The organism is Pseudomonas sp. G3-39 (genome assembly GCF_054790485.1).
In genome coordinates this window covers 3291939-3316925 of the sequence record NZ_CP186497.1, presented here as the reverse complement: position 1 = coordinate 3316925, position 24987 = coordinate 3291939, and the positions used below count along the sequence as shown (strand labels likewise).

Sequence of the window (24987 nt, the reverse complement as noted above, 5' to 3'; positions counted from 1 at the left end):
TTGCGCCATGCTCCGGTGTAAAGCGGCCGACTCAGCTCAACGGGTTCCAGCGTTGCGACCAGTCGTCATCGGTGGCGATTACCTGGCGCAGCAGATCGAACGCCTGTTGCAGCGTCGCCGAGTCGCGCTCGCGTGCATACACCAGATAGGTTGGATAGCCGAATTCCGGGGCTTTGGTGACCGCTTCCAGGGCGCCGGTTTCCAGATAGCTGCGCACCACACGGGTACGGAAGTAGCCACTGCCGCCATGTTCGAGGATGTATTGCAGGGCCAACGGGCCGAGGTTGAAACTCAGCGCGGCTTTGGCCTTGTCCGGCAGTGCGGCGTCGTGCTGGCGACGAAAATCCGGCCCCCAGTCGATGTAGACATAGGGATCCGGGCGGTTCGGCGCACGCACCAGAATCAGTTTTTCTTCCAGCACCTGCTCGACTTGCAGGCCGGGCCAGTATTCCGGCTGATAGACCAGCGCGGCATCGAGCACGCCGAGTTCGAGTTGGCGCAGCAGGTTTTCGCCGTCGCGGATTTCCATGCGCAGGGCGTGGCCGGGAATCTTCTCGCGCAGTTCGGCGGCCCAGCTGAGCATCAACGGGTTGCACAGGCTGACTTCGCCGCCGATGTGCAGCACGTTGTGATAGCCGTCCAGCAGTGGCAGGTCGCGCCGCGCGGCTTCCCAGGTCTGCACCAGTTGATTGGCGTAGACCACGAAGGCCTCACCGTTTGCGGTCAGTTTCGCTCCGGCGCGGTTGCGCACGAACAGCGTACTGCCCAGCTGACTTTCGAGTTTCTGCACCCGGGCGGTGATCGCCGTCTGCGTGACGAACAACTTCTGCGCCGCCGCCGCGAGGCTGCCGTGGCGGACGATTTCCAGAAAGGTGCGGGCGAGGTCGATGTCCATGGGCGGGCCGGTGTCTGAGGTGCGGGCATTGTAAGTGCCGGCTCGCCACCGCGTCATCGTTCATCGCGAGCGGGCTCACTCCCACAGGGTCCTGCGCTGGCCCATCGATTTCGCGAACGACCCGAAATCCTGTGGGAGCGAGCCTGCTCGCGAATGGTGTCTGGCTGCCAAACCAGCATTGCCTGACCCACCGCCATCGCTGGCAAGCCAGCTCCCACAGGTTTTATGTCGCTCACAAGTTCTGTGAGCGCCGCAGTAACCTGTGGGAGTCTGGCTTGCCAGCGATGAGGCCGTAGTGGCGGTGAAGCTCAACCCGCCAACTCAACCTTGCGCACCCGCGCCCATTCCTCGACCAATCGCGCCGGCGTGCCGCAGGCCTTGCGCTTGTAGACGAAGTGGCTGCACTTCTCGGCAAACTGGTTGCGGTTGTAGAGCATGTCTTCCTGCATCTCTTGCAGTTCGCTTTCCCGACATTGCTCGATCAGCACCTGATCAACCCGCAACTTGCGCTCGCGCACGGCGGCGTAGGTCGGATCGGTCAGTGCCGCGTTGGCCCGTTGCAGCAACCACAAGGAAAACTCATCCGGGCAGCGCGGGCCGATTTCCTGGACCATGCCCAGTTGCAGCGCCTGCGTGGCACTGACCGGCAGGCAGGCCTGGGTCAGTTGCTCGGCCATCGCCGGGCCGACGGCGCGCGGCAGGCTGTAGGTCCAGTATTCCGAGCCATACAGGCCCATGCTTTTGTAATGCGGATTGAGCACGATGTCGGCCCGGGCAAACACGATGTCAGCAGCCAGTGCGAGCATCACGCCGCCGGCCCCGGCATTGCCGGTCACGCCGCTGACCACCAGTTGCCGCGCGCTGAGCAGTTCGGCGCAGACATCGTCGATCGCCTGAATATTCGCCCACGCTTCAGCGCCGGGGTCCTGCGCCGCCTGGATCACGTTCAGGTGCACGCCGTTGGAGAAGCTGCCGCGCCCGCCCTTGATCAACAGCACGCGAGTGTCCCGAGACTTGGCCCAGCGCAGCGCTTCAACCATGCGCTGGCACTGTTCGGTGCTCATCGCACCGTTGTAGAACTCGAACGTCAGCTCGCCGACATGCCCGGATTCGCGGTAGCGGATCGGCTGATACGCCTCGTCGTTGAACGGCTCGCTGGCGATCGACCAGTCGAGGGTCGGCACGCCGTCCAGTTGCCCGGCCAGCACATGCCGCGCCGGTTGCTTGAAGGTCTCTTCGCCGGGCAGCGGTTTGCGTCGCAACGAGCCGATCCACAGGCTGTGATCGCCGGTGGCGACCAGCACCGCGTCATCATGCACCGCGAGGATTTTGCCGGGAATGCCAGTGCGCTGATCGAGGTGCGCGTCGTACACGTAATACTGCCCGCCCGCCAGGCTTGCCAAGACCCCGGGCTGGCCGTCAGCGGCGTCGATGCAGCGTTTGATGAACCGCGAGCAGTCGTGCCAGCTGAAGGTGCGGTCGTCCTGCTTCATGTTTGGCTGCAAGCGACCCCGGACTTTTGGGTCGGTGTAATCCAGTGCGACCGGAACGAAGCCGTCGATGAACTTCTCGACCACTTCGCGAATGCAGCGAATCGCCGCATCGCTGACCCGCCCGTTGTACAGCTCGGACTTGCGCAAGCCCGACGGCAGATTGAATTCGCAGGTGGCCCAGACCGGGCCGGCGTCCATTTCTTCCACCGCTTGCAGCGCGGTCACGCCCCAGCGTGTGAGTTCGTTGGTGATCGCCCAGTCCAGCGCGCTGGCGCCACGATCGCCGACGATGCCCGGGTGGATGATCACCACCGGGCGCCGCGCATTGCTCCACAGCGCCTGCGGTACGCGGTCCTTGAGGAACGGGCAGATCACCAGATCGGCGCCGCTGTGTTCGATCTGTTCGCACACCGACGCCTCGTCGGTGAACACCACGACGCTGGGCGAGTGCCCGGCCTGACGCAGTTCCAGCCAGGCGCGTTGAGTGAGGCCGTTGAAGGCCGATGACAGCAGAATAATCTTCAGTGATCGCATGGTTTTCTTCCTTGAAGGGATAGCCGCGGGCTCCCGGTGAGCCGTCCTTGGCGTTCGATGAAGCGCGCAGATTAGAGAGTGGCTGCGCGCTGGCAACTGATCAGGGTCAACGTTGTGTCAGTCAATATTTCTGCGGCGACGGAGCGCCTTATTCTCAATGGTTTGCTTATCCTGATTTTTAATTACTTCAAATGTCCGCAACGCTATTGCACAGTCGCGCCTGATCAAGAGCCGGACGATCCCGGCAGAACGATGGTTTTTCGCAGCGGGTGGGACCCGTTTCAGGGAGCAAGGCATGGGTGATGTTCAAAACCCGCATTACCGGATGATTGGGCACATGTTCCAAAAGGACTATCGCTGGCTGTGCGCTGCCGTTGGCCGCACGCTGGGTTGCCCGCACAGCGCGCAGGACATCGCCTCGGAAACTTTTTTACGGGTGCTGGCCCTGCCGGACCCGAGCGCCATTCGCGAGCCGCGGGCGCTGCTGACCACCATCGCCCGGCGGCTGGTCTATGAAGGCTGGCGCCGCCAGGATCTGGAACGCGCCTATCTGGAAAGCCTGGCGCTGGCGCCGGAACCGGTGCATCCATCGCCGGAAGAACGAGCGCTGGTGATCGAGGCGTTACTGGCGGTCGATCGCTTGCTCAATGGCTTGTCGGCCAAGGCCAAAGCCGCGTTTCTCTACCATCAGCTCGACGGTTTGACCTACAGCGAAATCGGCAAACGGCTCGGGGTTTCCACTAGCCGTGTGCAGCAGTACATGGTCGAAGCCTTCAAACGCTGCTATCAGGCGATGCAGGCATGAGGCCGGACGAGGCGGTGATCGATGAGGCGGCGCAGTGGATGGCGCTGTTGCAGTCCGGCGAGGCCAGCGCTGGCGAGCGTGCGGCGTTCGAAGCGTGGCGCGCGGCTGATCCGCGCCATCAGCGGATCATCGAACAAATGGGCGGCGGCCTTAACCTGCTGCGCAACCCGAACTTGCGCGGGCTGCCACGCAACAGTCTGCTGCACAGCCTGAATGCGCCGTCGAGCCGGCGGCGCTTTGTCAGTGGCAGCTTGAGTGTACTCGGCATCGCGGTGCTGGCCGGGTTGCTCGGGCGCCGCTATGGCTGGCTGCCGGAAGTGGGGGAGTTGGCGACCGGCACCGGCCAGCGGCGCGATTTCACCCTGGAGGATGGCAGTGCGCTGAGCCTGAATGCGCGGACGCGGGTGGTGGCGCGATTCGATGCGACTCAACGCTTGCTGGCGTTGCGCTCGGGTGAGTTGCTGGTGGACGTCGCCAAGGATCCCGCGCGGCCGTTCGTGGTCGAGACCGAACATGGGCGGATGCGGGCGCTAGGGACGAAATTTCTGGTGCAACAGGGCGACGATTCTACGCGGCTGGTGATGCTGCATTCGCAGGTCGAAGTGGTCACCGCTGGTGGTGCGCGGCAAGTGGTGGAGGCGGGGGAGAGCCTGCTGTTCAACGCTCAGGACATTCTGGCTCTGGAGCGCAGCACCGGCCAGGAAAGTGCCTGGGTGCAAGGTCGTCTGGAAGTGCGCGACCGGCCGCTGAGTGAAGTGATCGACAGCCTGCGCCGCTATCGCCGGGGCATTCTGCACCTGAGTCCCGAGGTGGCCGATCTGCGCCTGAGCGGCCTCTATCCGCTGGACGATAGCGACCGCACCCTGCAACTGCTGGAGCGCTCGCTGCCGATCCGCGTCACCTGGCACAACCCCTATTGGGTCAGCATCGGCGCGCGGTTATAGCGTCATAACTTCTTGGCCTAATCGCCGCCCTATAAAAAGCGCCGGCCCGCTGCTCATTCCCTGCAGACGCCTTCAACAGGGAAGCCCTTGATGATTTCATTCAAACAACAATTACCGCGCCTGACCCTCGCCGCCGCACTGGCGATGGGGCTGGCGCCGATCGCGGTGTATGCGCAGGACTCTGCCGCTCAGGTCTACACCTTCGACATCGCCAGCGGCCCGCTCGACGAGGTCTTGCTCGACATTTCACGCCAGACCGGCGTACCGATTTCCTTCAGCCAGAATCTGGTGCAAGGCAAACGCAGCAGTGCCGTGCGCGGAGCGTTGGGCGGGCGTCAGGCCGTCGAGAAGGCCTTGCTCGGCAGCGGCCTGCAAGTCGAGCAAAGTGCCCAGGGCCTGAGCGTGCGTGAAGGCGCGGCGAGCACACCGGTGGCGGCCAAAGTCAGTGTCGTGGCCCCGGCGACCAGCGCCGATTACCGCATGGAAAAAGTCACCGTCACCGGCTCGCGAATCGCCCGTGCGCAGAGTGATGGCGCGACCCCGGTCAACGTCATCACCCATGAAGAGATGGAAGCGCGCGGCTACAAGAACGTCTACGACGCCTTGGCAACGCAGACGCAAAACACCGGCATGACCCAGGGCGAGGACTACGGCAACACCTGGCAGCCGGCAGCCAGCGCGATCAACCTGCGTGGCCTCGGCCCCAATCACACGCTGGTGCTGATCAACGGCCGGCGCGTCGCCGATTACCCGACGCCATACGATGGCAAGGTCAACTTCACCAACCTGGCGAACATTCCCTCGGCAGTCATCGACCGTATCGAAATTCTCAGCAGCGGCGCCTCGGCGATCTACGGTTCGGACGCAATTGCCGGCGTGGTCAACATCATCCTCAAGAAGCAGATCAATGGCATCGACGTCAATCTCAAGGGCGGCACCAGCGAGCGCGGCGGTGGCAACAATCAGCGCCTGCAAATCAGCGGCGGTGGCAGTTGGGGTGACTTCGACGGCTTGTTCGGCCTGGAGATGACCAACCGCGATCCGATCTGGGCCGACGATCGCGGCTTCATGCAGAGCGGCCCGCTGGCGGATGTCGGTTACCGTCGCGACCTGAGCAACAACCGCTACCTCGGCCCCGGTTGCGGCGCCTATCAAGGCACTTTCGATAACAAGCTGCTGAACAACGCGGGTCGTTGCCGCACCGATCAGATGTACAACGATTACTGGACGATCCAGACGCAAAAGGAAAACTACGACGGCTACACCCGCGGCACCTGGCACTTCAGCGACAGCGGTCAGGTGTTTGCCGACTTGATGTATGGCCTCGATCACATCCAGAACAACACCCGTGGCCCGACTTTTACCTCGCCGGACTTCATCAACCAGAACAGCGGCAATCTCGAGCGCTGGTATCGCCGTTACGGTGAAGAGGAAATCGGTGGTCGCACCAGCAACAACAGCAAGTGGACCGACACTTCATGGACCGGCACCCTCGGCCTCTCGGACAAGATCGCCGACACCGGCTGGAGCTACGATCTGGCGGCCAACCGTTCGGAATATCGCAGCGTCAGAACCACGCGCTACACGCCGCTGTCATCGATTCAGGATTTCTACCTCGGCCCGCAATTGGGCGTGAGTGGCGGTTATCCGGTGTTCGCCCCGGACGCCTCGCGCCTCGATCGCCCGCTGACGCCACAAGAGTGGGAGCAGTTTCGCAGCAACCTGACCCAGCGCAGCAAGTCGGTTTCCACCAGCTACAACGCCTCGATCAATGGCGACTTGTTTGACCTGCCGGCCGGCCCGGTCGGATTCGCCGGCGTGCTGGAAGCGGGCAAGCAGGAATATCGCGTCGACCCGGATGACGCTCTGAATAACGGCACCTTTTATGGCGTGAGCCCGGCGCAAAGCTCCGGCGGTTCGCGCAAGCGCTACGCGGCGGGCGGCGAGTTCAGTATTCCGGTCACCGACACCGTGCTGGCCACCGCCGCCGGGCGTTGGGACCAATACAAATTCAGCGGCCGCAGCGAGCAGCAGAAAACCTATAACCTCGGCCTCGAATGGCGCCCGATCACCAGTCTTTTGCTGCGCGGCAGTTACGGCACCAGTTTCCGCGCGCCGGACCTGAACTACATCTACCAGTCCGACAGCAACGGTTACTACCCGGCGCAGATCGACTACTACGGTTGCAGCCAGGGCGTGCAGGGCGCGTGTGATCGCGGTCGGGTCGATTACACCCAGAGCGGCACGCCAGACCTTGAGTCCGAGCGCGGCAAATCCTGGACCTATGGTTTTGTCTGGTCGCCGTCGCGCAACTTCGATTTCTCCACGGATTTTTGGCGGGTCGAGATCGACGACCTGCTGACTACCGTCGACGAAAACCGCCTGTTGCAGCAAGAGAACGAATGCCGCAACGGCACCCAGGACATCAACTCGGCCAACTGCCAGTCGACCCTGGCGCGCATCGACCGCAATCCGGGGAATGCCGCCATCGATCCGAATCAGTTGCAACGAGTGCGGGTCAATGCGATTAACGCCGCCAGCGAGCGGGTCAGCGGTCTGGACTTCAAGAGCAACATCCGCTGGGGCGCCGGGCAGTACGGCGCGTTCAGTTCGGCGCTGGGCTATACCCTGGTGCTTTCGCATTTCTACAAGGAATCCGACGAAGCTCCGACTCAGGACTGGCGCACCTCACGCACCAACTACGACTGGCGCAGCAAGGTCAACGCCAGTCTGACCTGGGATTACCAGAAGGCCACGGCGACGCTGATGGGCATTCGCTACGGTTCCGTGACCAACGGCGCGGGTGACGGGCGTCTGTCGCCATGGACGGTGTTCAACGCCAGCGCGCGCTACAAGCTCAACGACCGCGCCAGCGTCGGCCTGACCGTGAACAACGTGCTCAACCAGATCAAACACGATGACTCGGCTGGCTGGCCGTATTACCCGACCGGTAACTATGACCCGTACGGGCGGCAGTGGTGGCTGGATGTGAGTTATCACTTCGGCAGTTGAGCGCGCGGTATTCGTGGGTAATGTCCTACGGAAACAGGTCTGGATTTCGCAGAAACGGGGATATTTCCGACGACATTCTCAGGTTGGTCGTCGGAAGCGCGATCTATAGCATCGGACATGACATTGAAGTCGTAAACGGCTTGGACGCTCAGGCCTCTGATAACGGATGGATTATGCGAACTCCCCACCTCGAATACGAAACGCCTGCTTATTCCCATCGCCTTCACTGGCGCACCGATCGTGCCAGATGCCCCATGGAGGAGGTCACGATGCCCAGCGTCAAGGTACCCCGGCTGACGGGGGTGAAGAGGGCCGAGGGCAGACCTGTCGACTTGCTCGTGAATGGCCGGAACATAGGTGACGATGCCTTTCTGATCGTTGACCTGACCGACGAAGGTTTTGAGCTGAACGATGTCGTCAACATGCTTTCAACCTCTGAGCTTTATCTGCAAGGCGACATGGTCAAACGCATCACCGGCAAGTCGGTCAGCACCGTACGCCGATTACTGAAGGAAGGTAAAACGGTACGGCTTGACCCGCAGCAGAGCGTCGTCGCCTACCAATATGCCTTGGTGCTGGAAAAGGCCACTCGCGCCTTCGGGAGGCAGTCACGGGCCGAGGAGTGGCTGCGCAAGCCCAGCACCTACCTGAACGGTCGCGTACCGGTGGAGTTTATTCGGCATTCACTGGGGTTTCAGATGGTGGAGCAGTATCTGGGGCAACTGATATACGGGGTTTACACATGAATCCCTTGCCCTGGGACGAGCACTGGTATGCCTGGCGGCTGGACCCCGAGGTTTATGGCGGGACGTGGGACAGCGGGATGGGTTCGAATCTCAATGGTGGCCGATGGAACATACCCGGGCGGCGAGTCGTTTATGCATCAGTCGATCCGTCGTCGGCCATTCTGGAGGTGGCAGCCAATCACAGCTTTGATGCGCTGGACAGTGAACCTTATGTGCTCACGTGTTTTGAGGTCGTCAGCGAAGCAAAAGTGAAAATCGTCCAGCCGGAGGATGTGCCGAATCCTTATTGGTTGAGCCCCGCCAAGCCTTCCCCCAATCAACAACTGTTCGCCGATGCGTTATTGGCAGAGCATCCGTTTGTACTGATTCCCTCGGCGGCAACCCGGCACTCGTGGAATCTGCTGGTGAGCTGCGAGTTGGCGGAGGGGCAGTTCAGGATGGTTTCCCAGGAGCGATTCGGGCTGGATACACGGTTGCTGAGGGAGATGGAGCTGGCTTGATCCACACCTGCCATTTTTTTGCATAACCTCATCACCCAACGGTCTAAATCGGGCTCTATAAAACCCTGCTGTCCATTGCACATCCCTGCATAAACCAAAACGCAGGGATGGCTGTTCATGATCCATTTTTCACCCGTTAGATCCCGTTTGAGCCTGGCCTTGCTGCTGGCGATCAATACCTTGCCGGCAGTCGCTAGCGACGAACCCACGACCCAGTTGCAACGGGTGGAAGTCACCGGCACGGCGATTCGCCGGGTCGATGCGGAAACTGCAGTACCCGTCACCATTCTGCGAGTTGAAGAATTGCGCGAGCAGGGGGTGAGCACCACCGAAGAGCTGGTCAGCCGGATTTCCGCCAACCAGTCCTCGGTCGGCTCCGGTCGTTCGGTGGGTTCGAGCAGCGGTGGGGCGTCGTATGCCGATTTGCGCGGTATCGGCCCGAACAAGACGCTGGTGCTGCTCAATGGTCGGCGGCTGAGCAACAACGCGACCAATGCGATCAACGGTTCCGGGGTTGACCTGAACACCATTCCGTTCGCCGCCATTGATCGCGTCGAAGTCCTGCGTGACGGCGCTTCGGCGTTATACGGCACCGACGCGATCGGCGGGGTGATTAACTTCATCACCAAGACCAGTCTCACCGAAGGCCAACTGAGCACCAACTACGACACGCCGACCCATGCCGGCGGTGGGGAAAGTCGTAACTTCAGCGGCAGTTGGGGCTTCGGCGATTTGCAGGATGACCGTTTCAACGTGTTCGGCGTGGTCAGTCATGACAAGCAGCAACGACTGGCTGCCGAAGACCGTGGTTACACCTACAACTATCAGCCGGGACGCGGCCTCGATTACACCTCCGGCACCGCATCGCCGGCCAACTGGAGTCAGGGCAGCAACGCCACCAATCCACTGGCCAGTTCCGCTTGCAATGCACCGGGGTTGCTGGCGCGCAATGGCATCTGCCGCCAGAGCCTGTGGAACTACCTCGATCTGGTGCCGGAAACCGAGAAGACCTCGGCTTTCGCCAAAGCCACCGGCAAGCTCGCGGATGATCACAACGTCAGCCTCGAATACTTCTGGGCACGTAACGAAAACCGCACGCAGATCGGCCCCGGTACGCTGATGGGCAATCAGGTCAATCCCGGCACGACGTTCTATCCCGGTAACGGCATTACTCCAGGCCCCAACGGTTTCGCCCTCGACCCGACGCAACCGGTGGATGTGAACTGGCGCGAAACCGCCGTTGGCGCGCGCCAGCACGAAGACGACAACACCGGCCAGCGTTTGCTGTTGAGCTTTGACGGCAGCGTGGTGGGTTGGGACTACAACGTCGGTGCGTCGTACAACCAGAACAAAGTGGTCAATAGCATCGAGGCCGGCTATGTCAACGACCGCGCCGTCAGCGCCGGCATTGCCAATGGCATCATCAACCCGTTCGGTGCGCAGACTGCTGCCGGGCAGGCACTGCTGGCCGCCAATTCCGTAGACGGCGATTACGGCACGGCGGTCGGCCGCGTGAAGGCGATTGACGGGCGTGTCAGCCGCGAGATCGGTGACTGGTTCGGCGCCGGCCCTTCGGCACTGGCGCTGGGTGGCGAATACCGCAAGGAAGATTTCCATCAGGACTTCGCCCAGTTCGCCGCCGATGTGCAGAGCCTGGGTGTCGACCCCAATGCCAGCGTCACCGGGGATCGCAGCGTCTCGGCGCAATACGCCGAGGTCAACGTGCCGGTGCTCGACAGCCTGGAATTGTCCGCTGCCGTGCGCCACGACAAGTACAGCGACTTCGGCAGCACCACCAACCCGAAGTACTCGTTCCGCTTCCAGCCGTTAAAGGGACTGGTGGTGCGCGGCGCCTACAGTGAAGGTTTTCGCGCACCGTCGTTGTATGAGCTGTACAACCCGAACTTCACCACGTTCACCGTCGCCAACTACAACGACCCGCGACTGTGTGCCGGTGGCAACCCGAGTAACGGCGGGATCGCCAACCGCGACTGCGCCCAGCAGTTTTACAGCCGCACCGGTGGCAATACGGACCTCAGTCCGGAAACCGCGCGCAACGTCACCCTCGGTTTCGTCTATCAGCCATTCGAGCGCCTGAGCACCGGGCTGGATTTCTGGTGGATCAACATCGCCAACCAGATCGCCGAATTCCCGGAATCGGCGGTGTTCGAGAACCCGGAGCTGTACCCCGAGCGCCTGGTGCGCAAGCCGGACGGCTCCATTGATCACATCGTCACCGGGCTGGCCAACCTCGGCAAGGTCAAGACCAATGGCGTCGACGTCAGTTTCGACTACCGCTTGCCGAGCACCCCGTACGGCAACTTCGGGATCGGCCTGCAGGGCACTTATGTCAGCCGTTACGAGTACCAGCAGCAGCTCAAGGGCGACTACATCGACAAGCTCGGCGATTTCCGTGGGGGCGACTTTTCCTCGGCCGGTGCCGTGGCCCGCTGGCGCCACAGCCTGACCGGCAGCTGGAATTACGGCCCCTACGGTATCGCCCTGACCAACCGCTACACCAGCGGTTACCACGACTCCGACCGCGAGACCCACGATTACGTTGGCTCGTACAACGTCTGGGATCTGGCCGGCACCTACACCTGGCGTAAAACCCTCAGCGTGACCCTCGGCGCGAAGAACCTGTTCGACCGCGAGCCACCGTTCAGCAACCAGACCTACACCTTCCAGAGCGGCTACGACCCGAAATACGGCGACCCGTTCGGGCGGACGTTGTACACGCGGGTCAATTACAAGTTCTGAGATTGCCCAGAGGCGGCGGGTTTTAGTCACTTATTGATCTAAGCCTGCCCTATAAAAATCGCCGGCCTGTTGCACATCACAGGTAGGCAGAAGGTTTGGTGATTGTTCGGGCCTCATCGCTGGCAAGCCAGCTCCCACAGGGATTTGTGAACACCGCAAAACGTGTGGGAGCGGGCTTGCTCGCGAAGAGGCCAGTAGCAACACCTTGTGAAAGGATCTGCCAATGCTATCCAGGCTCATTCTGCTCAGCGCTTTTGCGCTCTCAAGCCCCTTCAGTTGGGCCGCCCCACAACCCGCCCTCACGGTCTACGGCGAAGCCCCCAAATACGCCCCGGACTTTCAACACCTGGCCTACGCCAACCCCAACGCCCCCAAGGGCGGGACGCTGCGCCGCTCCTCACTGGAAAGCGGCCCGTTCGATCACCTGATTCCGTACATCGACAAAGGCACCGGCGTCGCCGACATCGACGGCTGGCTCTACGCGCCGCTGGCCTATCGCAGCAAGGACGAACCCTATAGCGTCTACGGTCTGGTGGCGCAGCAGATGGAACTGGATGCGGATCGTCGCTGGCTGCGCTTCTACCTCAATCCCAAGGCCCGGTTCGACGACGGCACGCCAATCACTGCCGAAGACGTGCGTTACACCTTCGAACTGTTCACCACTCAGGGCAGCCTCAAATATCGCCAGCAGTTTCGTGACGTCGCCGACGTGGTGGTGGAGTCGCCAACGCAAGTGCGCTTCAACTTCAAGAACAACGACAGCCGCACCTTGCCGCTGGATCTGGCGACGCTGCCGGTGCTGCCCGAACATTGGTGGCGTACGCGCAACTTCGCCGAGGGCGCCGGTTTCGAGATCCCGCCGGGCAGCGGCCCGTACCGGATCAGCGCGGTGGATGCCGGGCGCAGCGTGAAATTTCAGCGCGTTGCCGACTGGTGGGCCAAGGACCTGCCGATCACTCGCGGCCTCTATAACTTCGATCACTTGAGCGTGGAGTTCTTCGCCGACACCGATGTTTCCCGGCAAGTGCTCAAGGCCGGTGGCTTCGATTACAACCGCGAGTTTTCCGCGACCAGCTACACCATCGGCTATGCCGGCGCGGCGCTGGAGCAGGGCAAATTGCTTCGCGAACATCTGGCGCCGGGTGCTGCGCAAGGTTCGCAGGGTTTCGTGTTCAACCTGCAAAAACCGATGTTTCAGGATCGCCGGGTACGTCAGGCGATCGCCATGCTCTGGGATTTCGAATGGAGCAATCGGCAAATGATGCGCAGCATGTACCTGCGCCAGCGCAGTTACTTCTCGCACAGTGCGTTGTCGGCCACCGAGTTACCGGATGCCGAGGAGCTGAAAATCCTCGAACCGTGGCGCGGCAAGATCCCCGACGAGGTGTTTACCCAAGTCTTCGAAGCGCCGAAAACCGACGGCAGCGGCAACATCCGCGCCGAGCAATTGCAGGCCTTGAAACTGCTGGAAGCCGCCGGCTGGAAACCCCGTGGTGATCAGTTGGTGAACGCCAATGGCGAGCCGCTGCAGTTCACTTTTCTCAACGGTCAGAAGGGCTTTGAACGACTGCTGCTGCCGTTCAAGCGCAACCTGGCGCAGATCGGCATCGGCTTCGATATTCGCCAGGTCGACACCGCGCAATACACCAACCGCGTGCGCAACCGCGACTACGACATGATCGTGGTCGGCTACCCGGTGAGTCAGGCGCCGGGGCGCGAGATGTTCAATTACTTCGGCTCCGACGGCGCCGACGATCCCGGCTCGAACAACTACATGGTGCTGCGTGATCCTGCGGTCGATGCCTTGCTCGAAGGGCTGGTGCAGGCCGACAACCGCGAAAGCCTGCTGCGCCATGCCCATGCCCTGGATCGGGTGTTGCAGTGGGGTTACTACTGGATTCCCAATTACTACCCGCCGGGGATTTCCACGGTGTGGTGGAACCGTTTCGGCCGTCCGGCGACGGCGCCGCTGTATGACGCCGGGCTCGATACCTGGTGGGAAATCAGCCCGACCGCGCTGACCGCCACGCAGATGCAGCAACAGCAAAAGGAGTACGCCCATGTTGGGTTATAGCCTGCGGCGTCTGCTGCTGATCGTGCCGACGTTGCTCGCCATTCTGCTGGTCAACTTCGTCATCGTGCAGGCCGCGCCGGGTGGCCCGGTGGAACAGGCGATTGCCCGGTTGCAGGGCATTGGTGTCGGCGCGGCGGTGGGCGGTGGTCATGTCGAAACCATCGGTGGCGAATCCCGCGCCACCCGGGGGCTCGACCCGAAACTGGTGGCCGACATCGAGCGTCAGTACGGCTTCGATAAACCGGCCGGTGAGCGCCTGTGGCTGATGCTCAAGAGCTACGCGCAACTGGATTTCGGCCAGAGCTTTTTCCGTGGCGCCAGCGTCACCGAGCTGATCTGGCAGAAGCTGCCGGTGACCTTGTCACTGGGCTTGTGGGCCACGTTGATCACTTACCTGGTGTCGATTCCGCTGGGCATCCGCAAGGCCGTGCACAACGGTTCGGCGTTCGATGTCTGGAGCAGCGTGGCGATCATCATCGGCTATGCGATGCCGGGGTTTCTGTTTGCGCTGTTGTTGATCATCGTGTTTGCCGGCGGCTCCGCGCTGGACTGGTTTCCGGTGCGCGGACTGGTCTCCGACAACTTCGCCGAGCTGTCGCCGTGGGCCAAGGTCGCGGACTACTTCTGGCATCTGGTGTTGCCGGTCACCGCGCTGGTCATCGGTGGATTCGCCACGCTGACCATCCTCACCAAAAACAGCTTTCTCAACGAGATCTCGCGGCTGTATGTGGTGACGGCGCGGGCCAAGGGCCTGAGTGAACGTCAGGTGCTGTACGGCCATGTGTTTCGCAACGCGATGCTGCTGGTGGTGGCCGGCCTGCCTCAGGCACTGGTGACGGTGTTTTTCGGCGGCTCGCTGCTGATCGAAGTGATCTTCTCGCTGGATGGCCTCGGTCGCCTGAGTTACGAGGCGGCGGTGTCCCGCGATTACCCGGTGGTGTTCGGTTCGCTGTTCATCTTCACCCTGTTCGGCCTGCTGATAAAACTCCTCGGCGACCTGTGCTACACGCTGGTCGACCCGCGCATCGACTTCACCGCGAGGACTGCCTGATGCTGACCTTATCTCCCATAGGACAGCGCCGTTGGGCGCGATTCAAGGCCCATCGACGTGGCTGGTGGTCACTGTGGCTGTTTCTGCTGCTGTTTGGCCTGAGCCTGGGCGGCGAGCTGATCGCCAATGACAAACCGTTAATGGTCGAGTATCAGGGCCAATGGTATTTCCCGGCGTTCAAGCGCTACACCGAGCAGGATTTCGCCGGCGAACTGCCGTTCCAGCCGGACTATCGCAGCGCGCAGGTGCGGCAACTGATCGAGGGGCAGGGCGGGCGGATGTGGTTTGCGCCGATCCCGTTCGGTTTCGATACGGTGAATTACGACCTGACTGAACCGGCACCGAGTCCACCGAGCGGCGAGAACTGGCTGGGCACCGACGATCAGGCGCGGGATGTGCTGGCGCGGGTGATCTTCGGTACGCGGGTGTCGCTGCTGTTTGCCTTGGCACTGACCGCCGCCAGTGCGCTGATCGGCATTGCGGCCGGGGCCTTGCAAGGCTATTACGGCGGTTGGGTCGATCTGCTCGGGCAGCGATTGCTGGAGGTGTGGTCGGGGCTGCCGGTGTTGTATCTGCTGATTATTCTGTCCGGGTTCGTCGAGCCGAATTTCTGGTGGTTGCTGGGGATCATGGCGCTGTTTTCCTGGCTGAGTCTGGTCGATGTGGTGCGCGCCGAGTTCCTGCGCAGCCGCGGTCTGGAATACGTGAAAGCCGCGCGGGCGCTGGGTGTCAGCGACGCGCAGGTGATCAGTCGGCACATCCTCCCCAACGCCATGAGCGCGACCCTGACCTATCTGCCGTTCATTCTCACCGGGGCGATCGCGACCTTGTCGGCGCTGGATTTTCTCGGTTTCGGCATGCCCGCCGGCAGCGCCTCGCTGGGCGAATTGATCGGTCAGGGCAAGAGCAATCTACAAGCGCCGTGGTTGGGGCTGACGGCATTTTTTGCCCTGGCGCTGATTCTTTCTCTGTTGGTGTTCATCGGTGAGGCTTGCCGAGATGCCTATGATCCAAGGACTTGAGATGAGCGAAAACCTGATCGAAATCCGCGACCTGCGTGTGGCATTCAATGGCCAGCCAGTGGTGCATGGCATCGACCTCGATATTCGTCCGGGCGAATGCCTGGCGCTGGTCGGGGAGTCTGGCTCCGGCAAATCGGTGACCGCCCACAGCATTCTGCAATTGCTTGACCCGAACATCACGCGGATCGACGGCAGCATTCGTTATGCCGGGGAGGAGCTGCTCGGCGTGCATGAGCGCTATCTGCGCCAGTTACGGGGCAACCGTATCGCGATGATTTTTCAGGAGCCGATGAGTTCGCTGAATCCGCTGCACACCATCGAACGGCAACTCGGTGAGAGCCTGGCGTTGCACAAAGGCCTGGCGGGCGCGCAAGCCCGTGAGCGCATTCTTGAGTTGCTGGAGCTGGTCGGCATTCAGAAGCCGCGCGAACGGCTCAAGGCCTATCCGCATCAACTCTCTGGAGGTCAACGCCAGCGGGTGATGATTGCCATGGCGCTGGCCTGCGAGCCGCAACTGCTGATCGCCGACGAGCCGACCACGGCGCTGGATGTGACGGTGCAGCGCAGGATTCTGTTGCTGCTCAAAGACTTGCAGCAGCGCCTGGGCATGGCGCTGCTGATCATCAGCCATGACCTGAATCTGGTGCGCACCATTGCGCAGCGGGTGGCGGTGATGCGCAGTGGGCGGATCGTCGAGCAGGCGTCGTGCGAGCAGCTGTTCCGTGCGCCGCAGCATCCCTACAGTATCGAATTGCTCAACGCCGAGCCGGGGGGCGAAGCGCTGTGCCGGGATGTGGCGCAGGACTTGTTGCAGGTGCGCGGTCTGAAGGTGCGTTTTCGTCTGAGCGGCGGTTGGCTGCGGCGCAAAACCTGGCTGGACGCGGTGAAGGGCATCGATCTGAATCTGCAGCGCGGCAAAACGCTGGGGATTGTCGGCGAGTCGGGCTCGGGCAAGTCGACCTTGGGTCAGGCGATTTTGCGCCTGATCGACGCCGAGGGCAGCATTCGCTTTGCCGGTGAGGCGCTGGAGCAGTTGAGCGGCAAGCAGCTGCGGCCACTGCGCAAACGCCTGCAAGTGGTGTTTCAGGACCCGTTCGGCAGCCTCAGCCCGCGCTTGTGTGTGGAGCAGATCATTGCCGAGGGCTTGCAGGTACACAGCGACTTGAATGCTGCCGAGCGTGAGCAGGCGGTGATCGATGTGCTGCGCGAAGTCGGTCTCGATCCGGCGACCCGACATCGCTATCCGCACGAGTTCTCCGGTGGCCAGCGCCAACGGATTGCCATCGCTCGGGCGCTGGTGCTCAAGCCTGATCTGATTCTGCTCGATGAGCCGACCTCGGCACTGGATCGCACGGTGCAGAAGCAGATCGTTGCTTTATTGCGGCGGCTGCAGGAAGAGCATGGGCTGACTTATCTGTTCATCAGCCATGACCTGGCGGTGGTGCGGGCGTTGGCTCATGACCTGATAGTGATGAAGGATGGCGAAGTGTTGGAGCGTGGCGAGACCAGTGCGCTATTCAGCGATGCGCAGCATCCCTATACGCAGGAGCTGCTGGCGGCATCATTTGCTGGTTGATGACAGCTCCAACGTAGTAGAAGGTGCATGCCACGGTTTATGGTGCGCCACGTGACCCATGTGGGAGGGGGCTTGCTCCCGAAAGCGGTGTGACAGGCGGCAAAACTTGTGGCTGATCCGACGTCTTCGGGAGCAAGCCCCCTCCCACCTATGACCTGTTTATGACGAAACCCGGGAGCCAGACGCAAAAATCCCGCCACAGGGGCGGGATTTTCTTCAAAACGAACGACGTCTTACGACGGGAACAGCTCGGACAGCTTCATCGACAGCATCATGTCGCCTTCAACGCGCAGCTTGCCGCCCATGAACGCTTGCATGCCGTCGGTTTCACCGCTGACGATGTCTTTCAGAGTTGCGCTGTCCAGTACCAGGGTGCAGTTGGCGTCCGGGTTTTCACCTTCCTGGATGTCGCAAGTACCGTCTTTGACGATCAGCGCGTAGTGCTTGTCTTCGTCGGTGATGTTGAAACCGAAAACCAGATCCAGACCGGCAGCAGCGGCTGGGTTGAACTTGGCTTGCATCGCTTTTACGGCATCAGCTACGGAGGTCATGGTTCGATCCTTTCTTGGGTTAGGCGCTGGTTGATTACAGCAAGGGTCACAATTATCCGGACTCAGCGGAAAGTGATGAGTTCCGGAGCCTTCAGCAGTTGCAGGTGTGCGTGACTGTTGAAGGAGGCCAAAGCCACCTCGCGACCGCGGAACTTCAGCTGGTTGAGCGAGGTGTTGACGATTTGCCAATTCAGTTCAAAGGCCTGCCGGGCAGGCATCTGGGTAATCAGGTGTAGCAGGGCGGTGATGGTGCCGCCGGAGGTGAACACGGCGATTTTCTGGTTGCCGTCGGCCTGTTCGAGGATCCGGTGCAGTCCGGCCTGTACCCGCTCGACGAAACCCAGCCAGCTTTCCAGCCCGGGGGTGTCGTAGGTGCCTGCCAGCCAGCGCTCGATGACCAGGGCGAAGATACGCTGGAATTCGGCGCGGTTCTGCGCCGCGTTGCGCAGGATGTCGATGGCTTCCGGCTCGTCCTCGAGCATGGCCGGGATCAGGGCGCGGATGATCGCGTCGGCATCGAACTCGTTGAACGCGGAGTCGGTCTCCAGCGTCGGTACCGACAGGCCCTTGGCGCTGAATTGCTCCAGCGCACTGCTGGCCGTGTGCTGCTGACGACGCAGGTCGCCGGCCAGGCAGCGATCAAAGCGGATTCCCAGCTCGGCGAGGTGCTGGCCGAGGACTTCTGCCTGGCGCACACCGATGGGCGACAGGACGTCATAGTCGTCTGCACCAAAGGAGGCCTGGCCATGTCGAATCAGATAGATGCTGCCCACGTCCGCGTCATCCCGGTACGTTGAAGGTTTGGCGAGGTTATGAGGATGAAAGAGTGCTGTCAATGAAAAAACATACGCTTGTTTGAAATGCTCGTTACAGGCCTGTTGCCAGAGGTTTCACGGCTGGCCGACGAGGCGGCGCATGGGTATGCTGGAACCATCCCGCGCGTGTTTTGCATCCGCGCATTGTTTTAAGGAGTCTCTGTGGAGTTTTTCACCGAATACGCCAGCTTCCTGGCCAAGACCGTAACGCTGGTGGTCGCCATCATGGTGGTGCTCGCCAGTTTTGCTGCATTGCGCAGCAAGGGCCGGCGCAAGTCGGCGGGGCAGTTGCAGGTCAGCAAGCTCAACGATTTCTATAAAGGCTTGCGTGAACGTCTGGAGCAGACCCTGCTCGACAAGGATCAGCTCAAGGCTTTGCGCAAGGGCCAGGCCAAATCGGAAAAATCCGAGAAGAAGCAGAAGTACAAACCCGAGAGCAAATCCCGGGTGTTCGTGCTCGATTTCGACGGTGACATCAAGGCCTCGGCCACCGAGAGCCTGCGTCACGAAATCACCGCACTGCTGACCCTCGCCACGCCAAAGGACGAAGTGGTACTGCGTCTGGAAAGCGGCGGCGGCATGGTGCACAGCTACGGCCTGGCGTCTTCGCAACTGGCACGTATTCGCGAAGCCGGCGTGCCGTTGACCGTGTGTATCGACAAGGTCGCGGCCAGCGGCGGTTACATGATGGCGTGCATTGGCGAGAAGATCATCAGCGCGCCGTTCGCGATTCTCGGCTCGATTGGTGTGGTGGCGCAGTTGCCCAACGTCAACCGTTTGCTGAAAAAGCACGACATCGATTTTGAAGTGCTGACCGCCGGTGAGTACAAGCGCACCCTGACCGTGTTCGGCGAAAACACCGAAAAGGGCCGGGAGAAGTTCCAGGAAGACCTTGACATCACCCATCAGCTGTTCAAGAACTTCGTTTCCCGTTATCGCCCGCAACTGGCGATTGATGAAGTGGCTACCGGTGAGGTCTGGCTTGGTGTTGCAGCGCTGGACAAACAACTGGTCGACGAGCTCAAGACCAGCGATGAATACCTGGCCGACCGGGCGAAGAAAGCCGAGGTTTATCACCTGCATTACGCCGAGCGCAAAAGCCTGCAGGAGCGCATCGGCATGGCCGCCAGCGGTTCAGTGGATCGCGTGCTGCTGAGCTGGTGGAGCCGCTTGACCCAGCAACGATTCTGGTAAGAAAAGGCCAAAGAAAAACCCCTTTCACCGTAACGGTGGAAGGGGTTTTTTTATGGTGGCGGTATATATGTATAGTTTGAGTTTGAATAGTTGATTCGAACTTGAAGTTTTTCATCGGCAAATCGCGCTTTTATAAAAAAGCCTGCTCGATAAGCTGTTGCTACTTTCAGTTTTCGAGATATTCAGTATGTCTTCCTTACCTGTACAGGCTGTCGCGCCTGTATTAACACCCGAACAAAAAGGCATGTTCTTTGAGTTAATCAAGAACAATGCTCCCGGCTGGCTGCTGTCGGCATCGGATGAACTGCGTCAAACACTTTATCAAAGCGTGATGGCCAGCCATCGCGCCCAGAGTGAAATGGACCCGTTTCTGAAAGACCTCAAGTCTCCAGAAGAATTTTGCGCACCGTTACTGGCCAGCGCCATGTCGCAAAAGCTCGGCCACTCGCTGGATATCGTCGGGGTGATTTTTCAGCACGTGCGCTCCACCTCCAGTCTTTTGGGCTTGCGCAGGAAACTGGTGTTGCCAGTTGATCGGGATCTGCTCACGGCCGCCTGCGAAAACTTCGAACTCAGCGAGGCTCAGGCCACAAATTATAACGATACCTCCTTGATCTATATTCCCGAGAAAGTAACCGGTCGAGAAGCGCATATATTATCGATCCAGCCCCATGAATTTGCGCTGTTGTGTCGAACCCTGGACTTGGGCCAGCAATATCAGACTCATCTTCGTGCGGTCTTCAATGTGGATGCCGAGGCCAATCCGTTGCGCAGCAAGTTTACTGCGAACTTGCGGTGTCGCTTCGAAGTGGATCGGCACGTCGCATTGCTGAAGAAACACATCAGTGTCGAAGTGCATGAGATGTTGCAGGCAGTCAAGGATAACCAGGACACGCTCAAACTGGGCAACAACACCCTGGGTTATCAGGGCTTGCAGATGCTGGGTGTCACACTTAACGGTGTGCTGTTTATCGGCCCGGTGAGTGAGCACGCCGATGACGACTATCGATGCGTTGTTTACCTGCCAGGTGATCCGTTGCACCCGCTCAAGGAGTATTCATCCTTCAGCGATTTCGAGAAACAGTTGAGCCAGCGGTTGAAAGGCGCAGCGTTTCGCCAATTCTTCATGCGCTTCATCAAGATCAGTGAGCGCGCAGTGTGGGTGACCGAACTCGATGGGCGTTTGTATCCGCACAGTCATTCAATCCTGCCTCGTGCCGCGTTCTACGTGACGTTGTCCGGCATCGATTTTGCGGGCGACCCGTTCACCCTGATGTATCGCCAGCACGCCGAACAGACCATGGCCGACGCTCGGCTCGTAGTGGTCCCAACCGACGATGAAGACGAGAAAACCCGGCTGGCCCGACTGGACACCTATAAGGCCATCGGGGTCGACCTGCTGTTGGTCGCTGTATCGTTCATACCTGTAGTCGGAGAGGCTCTGTTGGCGGTGACCGCGGTGCAGTTGCTCTCGCAGGTCTATGAAGGGATTGCCAGTTGGTCCAGAGGCGAGCAGGAGCAGGCGACGGATTACTTTTTCGATGTCGTCGAAAACCTGATCCTGATGGCGGCTTTCGCTGCGAGTACCAGGGCGGTAGGCACAGCGTTCAAAGTCGTCAGGTCATCGGCTTTTATCGAGCGCTTGCGCATGGTCAAACTGGCTTCAGGGCTGTCTCGCCTCTGGAAGCCTGACCTGCACGTGTATCAACAGCGTCGGGCCTTGCCTGCCGGAGTGCGTCGCGATGGCCGCGGCTTGCGTTGGGTTGATGGCCAGGCGTACCTGACGCTCGATGATCTGCACTATGCAGTGCGCCCCGAACCTCAGACCGGGCTGTGGGAAGTGCAGGCGCCGCCGGAATCGGCGAGCCGCTATGCACCGCTGCTCGAAACCAACGATCGGGGTGCCTGGCGTCATGACAGCGAGCTGGTTCAGGACTGGGATCGATTGAAGCTGCTGCGCCGCTTCGGCCATCCCCGCGAGGAGCTGTCGGATGCCAGTGCGCTGCAGGCTCTGGCTGTCTGCGGTATCGAAGACAGCGTGTTGCGTCAGATCCATGTAGATCGCGGTCATCCGCCGGCCTTGCTGCTCGACACGGTGTGGAGATTTCGCGCCGATGCAGCGGTGACGGAGTTTATCGAGCAACTGCAGATCCCGTTGTCGGCCCCCATGGCGGATGCTGACCTGCAATTGCACCTGCTGACGACATCGGCCAGTTGGCCGGCAGACTGCGCCATTAGTGTCGTCGATGCAGCGGGCACGCCAATCAATCGTTATGGCGCAACCCACGCCACCACGATCCTGAAGATAACTCAGCAGGATGTGCATCGGGGGAAACTGTACCGTTCTCTGCTGGCTGCACTCGGCAGCCAGCGGCGCAAGAACTTGCTCGGCTTGACGAGCCAGGATTCGGCGGTTCAGACGCGCAAACTGGTGCAAATCGTCGGCGAACAGGCACAAGGGCGACGGGAGCCGTTGTTCCAGCGAATTTATCGACGCCACGAAGCGCCGAGCAATGGTCGGGTGGCGTTGCTGATGAAGACCTTTGCCGATCTGCCTGCCAGTGTTGCCGAGGAGTTGGCGGGCAGTGCCCTGGATGGCGAAGCGCAGGAGCTGGACGCTGCCCGCGTACCATTGCGGCTGGCGCAGGAGGTGCGCCGCTATCAACAGGCGATTGCTGTGTGTCGAGCCTATGAAGGCCTGTACCTGGAGAGTGGCGGTGGTCACAGTACCAATCGCCTGGTGCTCGATACCCTTGAACATTTGCCGGGCTGGTCAGGGGCTTCAGCGATCGAGATACAGGAGTGGTCGGGCAGTCACGGCAGTGTTGCAACGACGGCGTCAAGCTCATCCAGTGAGCGGGTGATCATCAATGTGTTGGCGAACCGCATCAGCGTTCTGCAGGGTACTGATGCTGCGCTGAAAACATTTTCCGGGCGCACCCGCGAGCATTATTTCCAGGCCCTCTGGCATGGGTTGTCGGCGCAACGCAAGGTCGCGTTGGGCCTGTCGATCGAGGCCGGGGCGAACGGGCTACGGGAGAAAATCACCGAGCTTGCCATGCAACGGCGAACAACGTTTGCCAGGACCATGGGCGAACGTCCCGGCGACTATTCGCCGATGGCCCTGGCTGACCGGCCCCCGGCGGGGCCATGGGCGAACTCAGGTGTGAGCGTTTCAGTGATGGTGCGCCGTATTCAGGAACTCTACCCGGCCCATTCCCCTGCACAGATCCATGCGCTACTCAACGTCTTGGGCCGCAATGAGATCCTGGTGCTGATGAAACTGGAATTGCTGCGCCTGGAGTTTCTCGGTATTCGCGAAGTCCTGAGTCGTTGGGTGACGCGGCAAACGCAGTACAACGGGATCGATGGCTCATTGCTTGATGTTCCACAGTCGGCGAAGTCCCGGGCCATGCGCGCGATCATCCGCTGCTGGCGCAGAGAACCGGGGGCCTCGGGCGACGCGCCACCCGACACCTTGATTTTCGCCCCGGAGCCGTTGGGAGAGTTGCCAGTGCTGGTCGGGGATTTCAGCCACGTCACGCATCTGATCATGGACGGCACTACGCCGCTGGGGCTGACGGCATTTTTGCGTCATTTCAGAAATTTGCGCAGCCTTTCCCTGAGGGGGAACCAATTGACCCAGTTACCGGTGACATTGGAACGCATGCCCTGGCTGACGCATCTGGATCTGAGCGAGAACCGTATTCGTCTATCTTCTGCATCGGTGCCGTCACTGGCGCAATTGAAAAAGCTGCGGGTGCTGAGCCTGGACTTCAATGTTGATCTTGCGCATGCCCCGGATGTCAGCTCACTGCCGGATCTGGAAAGACTGCGCTTGCGCGGTTGCGCAATCGATCATTGGCCCGAGGGAACCACCGGTTTGCAACGACCGCAACTGATCGATCTGCGCGATAACCAGATAAGCACGGTGCCGGAGGCGGTACTCAGGGCTCCGTTGGTGGTCACCCGCGCCGTTCGCCTGATGGGTAACCCCTTGTCGCCTGACGCCTTGCGACAGATTGCGACGTATCAGCAGGCGAACAGCGTCAGTTTCGGTGTAATGGCCCGGGTCTATCAACACCAGCCGCTACCCAGCGTGTCGTATGAAGGTCAGAGTGCGCGCTGGCTGACCGGCAGGCCTGCCGTCGAAGCGATACCGCGCAGCGTTACCTGGGAGGCGGTAAGGGCAGCGCCCGGCTCGCGGGATTTCTTCAATGTACTTTCACAATTGATCCACACGGCCGATTACACCCGGTTGTACCCGTATTTCAGCCAGCGTGTGTGGAATGTGGTCGAGGCGGCCGCTGAAGACACGCGGTTGCGCAGCGAATTGTTCCGCACGGCGCGCGTCGCCACCAGTGTCGATGGTTATTCCGCGGTGTTCAGTGAGATGGAAGTCCAGGTTCTGTGTTACCGAGCCATGGTCGCGGCCGGGATCGATGGCGCGCCGCTGGAGCGGCAACTGACGCATTTGCTCAGAGGCTTGTTTCGCCTGCAAACGCTGGAAGAGCAGACCTTGGCAGAGATCAACACCCGCGCCCAACCGAGTGTCTACGAGCATGCGCTCGAATTCAGTCTGGCCTATCGGGTGGGGCTGGCGGAGCGCCTGAATTTGCCTGGGCAGCCAAGGGCGATGAGCAGCCCGTTGAATGTCGAGGTATCGCAGGTAGAACTGGATCAGGCTTATCAGGCCGTCATGCGTATCGAAGGCTCTTCGGCGTTTCCCGACTGGTGTATCGGCCAGCGATTCTGGGTCGAGTTTCTCGAATCGGCCTACCCCGACGCTTTCGCCCTTGTCTATGTTCGAACCTCGCAGGCATTGGCGCGCCTGGAGGAGCAGGCGGAGCTGACGCGCGATCAGGCAGCGGTGCAGATGAACGCGATTCACGACAATTTCAGAAATGAGCGTCAGGCGCTGATTCGCCAGCTCACCGATCAGGCACTCGCGCGCCATCCGGCCAATGAGCTGGCCAGTTCGGATACAGAAGAGGAGGGAAGTACGCCTTGAGCAG

The 24987-nt window shown here is 60.9% G+C and carries 16 protein-coding genes; 12 read left to right on the top strand and 4 right to left on the bottom strand.

From position 1 onward, the window contains the following. Positions 1-31 precede the first annotated feature (31 nt). A complete protein-coding gene (locus tag ACOYXG_RS14605; RefSeq protein WP_045122483.1) occupies positions 32-895 on the bottom strand; it encodes a LysR family transcriptional regulator in 864 nt (287 codons plus the stop codon). A 308-nt stretch (positions 896-1203) separates the two neighbouring features. After that, positions 1204-2922 carry a hydrogenase maturation protein gene (locus tag ACOYXG_RS14600; protein WP_097087259.1) on the bottom strand — a complete coding sequence of 573 codons (1719 nt, stop codon included), beginning with the start codon at positions 2920-2922 and terminating at the stop codon, positions 1204-1206. A 295-nt stretch (positions 2923-3217) separates the two neighbouring features. Between ACOYXG_RS14600 and ACOYXG_RS14595 the strand changes: the two genes are divergently transcribed. The 10 genes from ACOYXG_RS14595 (at position 3218) to ACOYXG_RS14550 (ending at position 17412) form a co-directional block, all read left to right on the top strand. Next, positions 3218-3727 (top strand): sigma-70 family RNA polymerase sigma factor, encoded by a 510-nt coding sequence (locus ACOYXG_RS14595; RefSeq protein WP_103366928.1) that lies wholly within the window; start codon positions 3218-3220, stop codon positions 3725-3727. Then, complete coding sequence (locus ACOYXG_RS14590) at positions 3724-4671, top strand: FecR domain-containing protein (protein ID WP_460352435.1); 948 nt, start codon at positions 3724-3726, stop codon at positions 4669-4671. The genes ACOYXG_RS14595 and ACOYXG_RS14590 overlap by 4 nt, the downstream gene beginning before the upstream one ends. Positions 4672-4761: 90 nt before the next feature. Continuing rightward, positions 4762-7683, top strand: coding sequence for a TonB-dependent receptor domain-containing protein (locus ACOYXG_RS14585; protein WP_460352433.1), 2922 nt, complete (start codon positions 4762-4764; stop codon positions 7681-7683). Positions 7684-7952: 269 nt separating this feature from the next. Beyond that, positions 7953-8429: an MbcA/ParS/Xre antitoxin family protein gene (locus ACOYXG_RS14580; protein WP_027613694.1), complete on the top strand. Its 477-nt coding sequence runs from the start codon at positions 7953-7955 to the stop codon at positions 8427-8429. Then, complete coding sequence (locus ACOYXG_RS14575; RefSeq protein WP_027613695.1) at positions 8426-8929, top strand: RES family NAD+ phosphorylase; 504 nt, start codon at positions 8426-8428, stop codon at positions 8927-8929. The genes ACOYXG_RS14580 and ACOYXG_RS14575 overlap by 4 nt, the downstream gene beginning before the upstream one ends. Positions 8930-9046: 117 nt before the next feature. After that, entirely contained in the window at positions 9047-11689 is a 2643-nt protein-coding gene (locus ACOYXG_RS14570; protein ID WP_460352430.1) for a TonB-dependent receptor, read from the top strand. Positions 11690-11912: 223 nt separating this feature from the next. Next, a complete protein-coding gene (locus ACOYXG_RS14565) occupies positions 11913-13763 on the top strand; it encodes an extracellular solute-binding protein (RefSeq protein WP_460352428.1) in 1851 nt (616 codons plus the stop codon). Further along, the gene (locus tag ACOYXG_RS14560; protein WP_027613698.1) at positions 13750-14814 is read left to right on the top strand and encodes a microcin C ABC transporter permease YejB; all 1065 of its coding nucleotides are present in this window, start codon (positions 13750-13752) and stop codon (positions 14812-14814) included. The genes ACOYXG_RS14565 and ACOYXG_RS14560 overlap by 14 nt, the downstream gene beginning before the upstream one ends. After that, on the top strand, positions 14814-15836 hold the full coding sequence (locus ACOYXG_RS14555; protein WP_460352426.1) for an ABC transporter permease: 1023 nt from the start codon (positions 14814-14816) through the stop codon (positions 15834-15836). The genes ACOYXG_RS14560 and ACOYXG_RS14555 overlap by 1 nt, the downstream gene beginning before the upstream one ends. Position 15837: 1 nt before the next feature. After that, positions 15838-17412 carry an ABC transporter ATP-binding protein gene (locus ACOYXG_RS14550; RefSeq protein WP_460352424.1) on the top strand — a complete coding sequence of 525 codons (1575 nt, stop codon included), beginning with the start codon at positions 15838-15840 and terminating at the stop codon, positions 17410-17412. A 233-nt stretch (positions 17413-17645) separates the two neighbouring features. Here the strand turns inward: ACOYXG_RS14550 and ACOYXG_RS14545 are convergent, their stop codons facing one another. Both ACOYXG_RS14545 and ACOYXG_RS14540 read right to left on the bottom strand, forming a co-directional pair. Beyond that, a complete protein-coding gene (locus ACOYXG_RS14545) occupies positions 17646-17963 on the bottom strand; it encodes an SCP2 sterol-binding domain-containing protein (RefSeq protein ID WP_027613701.1) in 318 nt (105 codons plus the stop codon). 62 nt (positions 17964-18025) lie between these two features. Continuing rightward, on the bottom strand, positions 18026-18736 hold the full coding sequence (locus ACOYXG_RS14540) for a histidine phosphatase family protein (protein ID WP_027613702.1): 711 nt from the start codon (positions 18734-18736) through the stop codon (positions 18026-18028). Positions 18737-18940: 204 nt separating this feature from the next. Here ACOYXG_RS14540 and sohB point away from each other — a divergent pair, with 204 nt between their 5' ends. Continuing rightward, the gene (sohB, locus tag ACOYXG_RS14535; protein ID WP_460352421.1) at positions 18941-19972 is read left to right on the top strand and encodes a protease SohB; all 1032 of its coding nucleotides are present in this window, start codon (positions 18941-18943) and stop codon (positions 19970-19972) included. 244 nt (positions 19973-20216) lie between these two features. Beyond that, positions 20217-24983 (top strand): dermonecrotic toxin domain-containing protein, encoded by a 4767-nt coding sequence (locus ACOYXG_RS14530; RefSeq protein ID WP_460352419.1) that lies wholly within the window; start codon positions 20217-20219, stop codon positions 24981-24983. Positions 24984-24987 lie beyond the last annotated feature (4 nt).

Bases quoted from the DNA above. Each gene is read 5' to 3' on its own strand.
- ACOYXG_RS14550 (WP_460352424.1), top strand. From the start codon at position 15,838: ATGAGCGAAAACCTGATCGAAATCCGCGACCTGCGTGTGGCATTCAAT.
- ACOYXG_RS14575 (WP_027613695.1), top strand. From the start codon at position 8,426: ATGAATCCCTTGCCCTGGGACGAGCACTGGTATGCCTGGCGGCTGGAC.
- ACOYXG_RS14600 (WP_097087259.1), bottom strand. From the start codon at position 2,922: ATGCGATCACTGAAGATTATTCTGCTGTCATCGGCCTTCAACGGCCTC.
- ACOYXG_RS14530 (WP_460352419.1), top strand. From the start codon at position 20,217: ATGTTCTTTGAGTTAATCAAGAACAATGCTCCCGGCTGGCTGCTGTCG.
- ACOYXG_RS14545 (WP_027613701.1), bottom strand. From the start codon at position 17,963: ATGACCTCCGTAGCTGATGCCGTAAAAGCGATGCAAGCCAAGTTCAAC.
- ACOYXG_RS14555 (WP_460352426.1), top strand. From the start codon at position 14,814: ATGCTGACCTTATCTCCCATAGGACAGCGCCGTTGGGCGCGATTCAAG.
- ACOYXG_RS14605 (WP_045122483.1), bottom strand. From the start codon at position 895: ATGGACATCGACCTCGCCCGCACCTTTCTGGAAATCGTCCGCCACGGC.
- ACOYXG_RS14585 (WP_460352433.1), top strand. From the start codon at position 4,762: ATGATTTCATTCAAACAACAATTACCGCGCCTGACCCTCGCCGCCGCA.
- ACOYXG_RS14565 (WP_460352428.1), top strand. From the start codon at position 11,913: ATGCTATCCAGGCTCATTCTGCTCAGCGCTTTTGCGCTCTCAAGCCCC.
- ACOYXG_RS14580 (WP_027613694.1), top strand. From the start codon at position 7,953: ATGCCCAGCGTCAAGGTACCCCGGCTGACGGGGGTGAAGAGGGCCGAG.
- ACOYXG_RS14570 (WP_460352430.1), top strand. From the start codon at position 9,047: ATGATCCATTTTTCACCCGTTAGATCCCGTTTGAGCCTGGCCTTGCTG.
- ACOYXG_RS14590 (WP_460352435.1), top strand. From the start codon at position 3,724: ATGAGGCCGGACGAGGCGGTGATCGATGAGGCGGCGCAGTGGATGGCG.
- ACOYXG_RS14560 (WP_027613698.1), top strand. From the start codon at position 13,750: ATGTTGGGTTATAGCCTGCGGCGTCTGCTGCTGATCGTGCCGACGTTG.
- ACOYXG_RS14595 (WP_103366928.1), top strand. From the start codon at position 3,218: ATGGGTGATGTTCAAAACCCGCATTACCGGATGATTGGGCACATGTTC.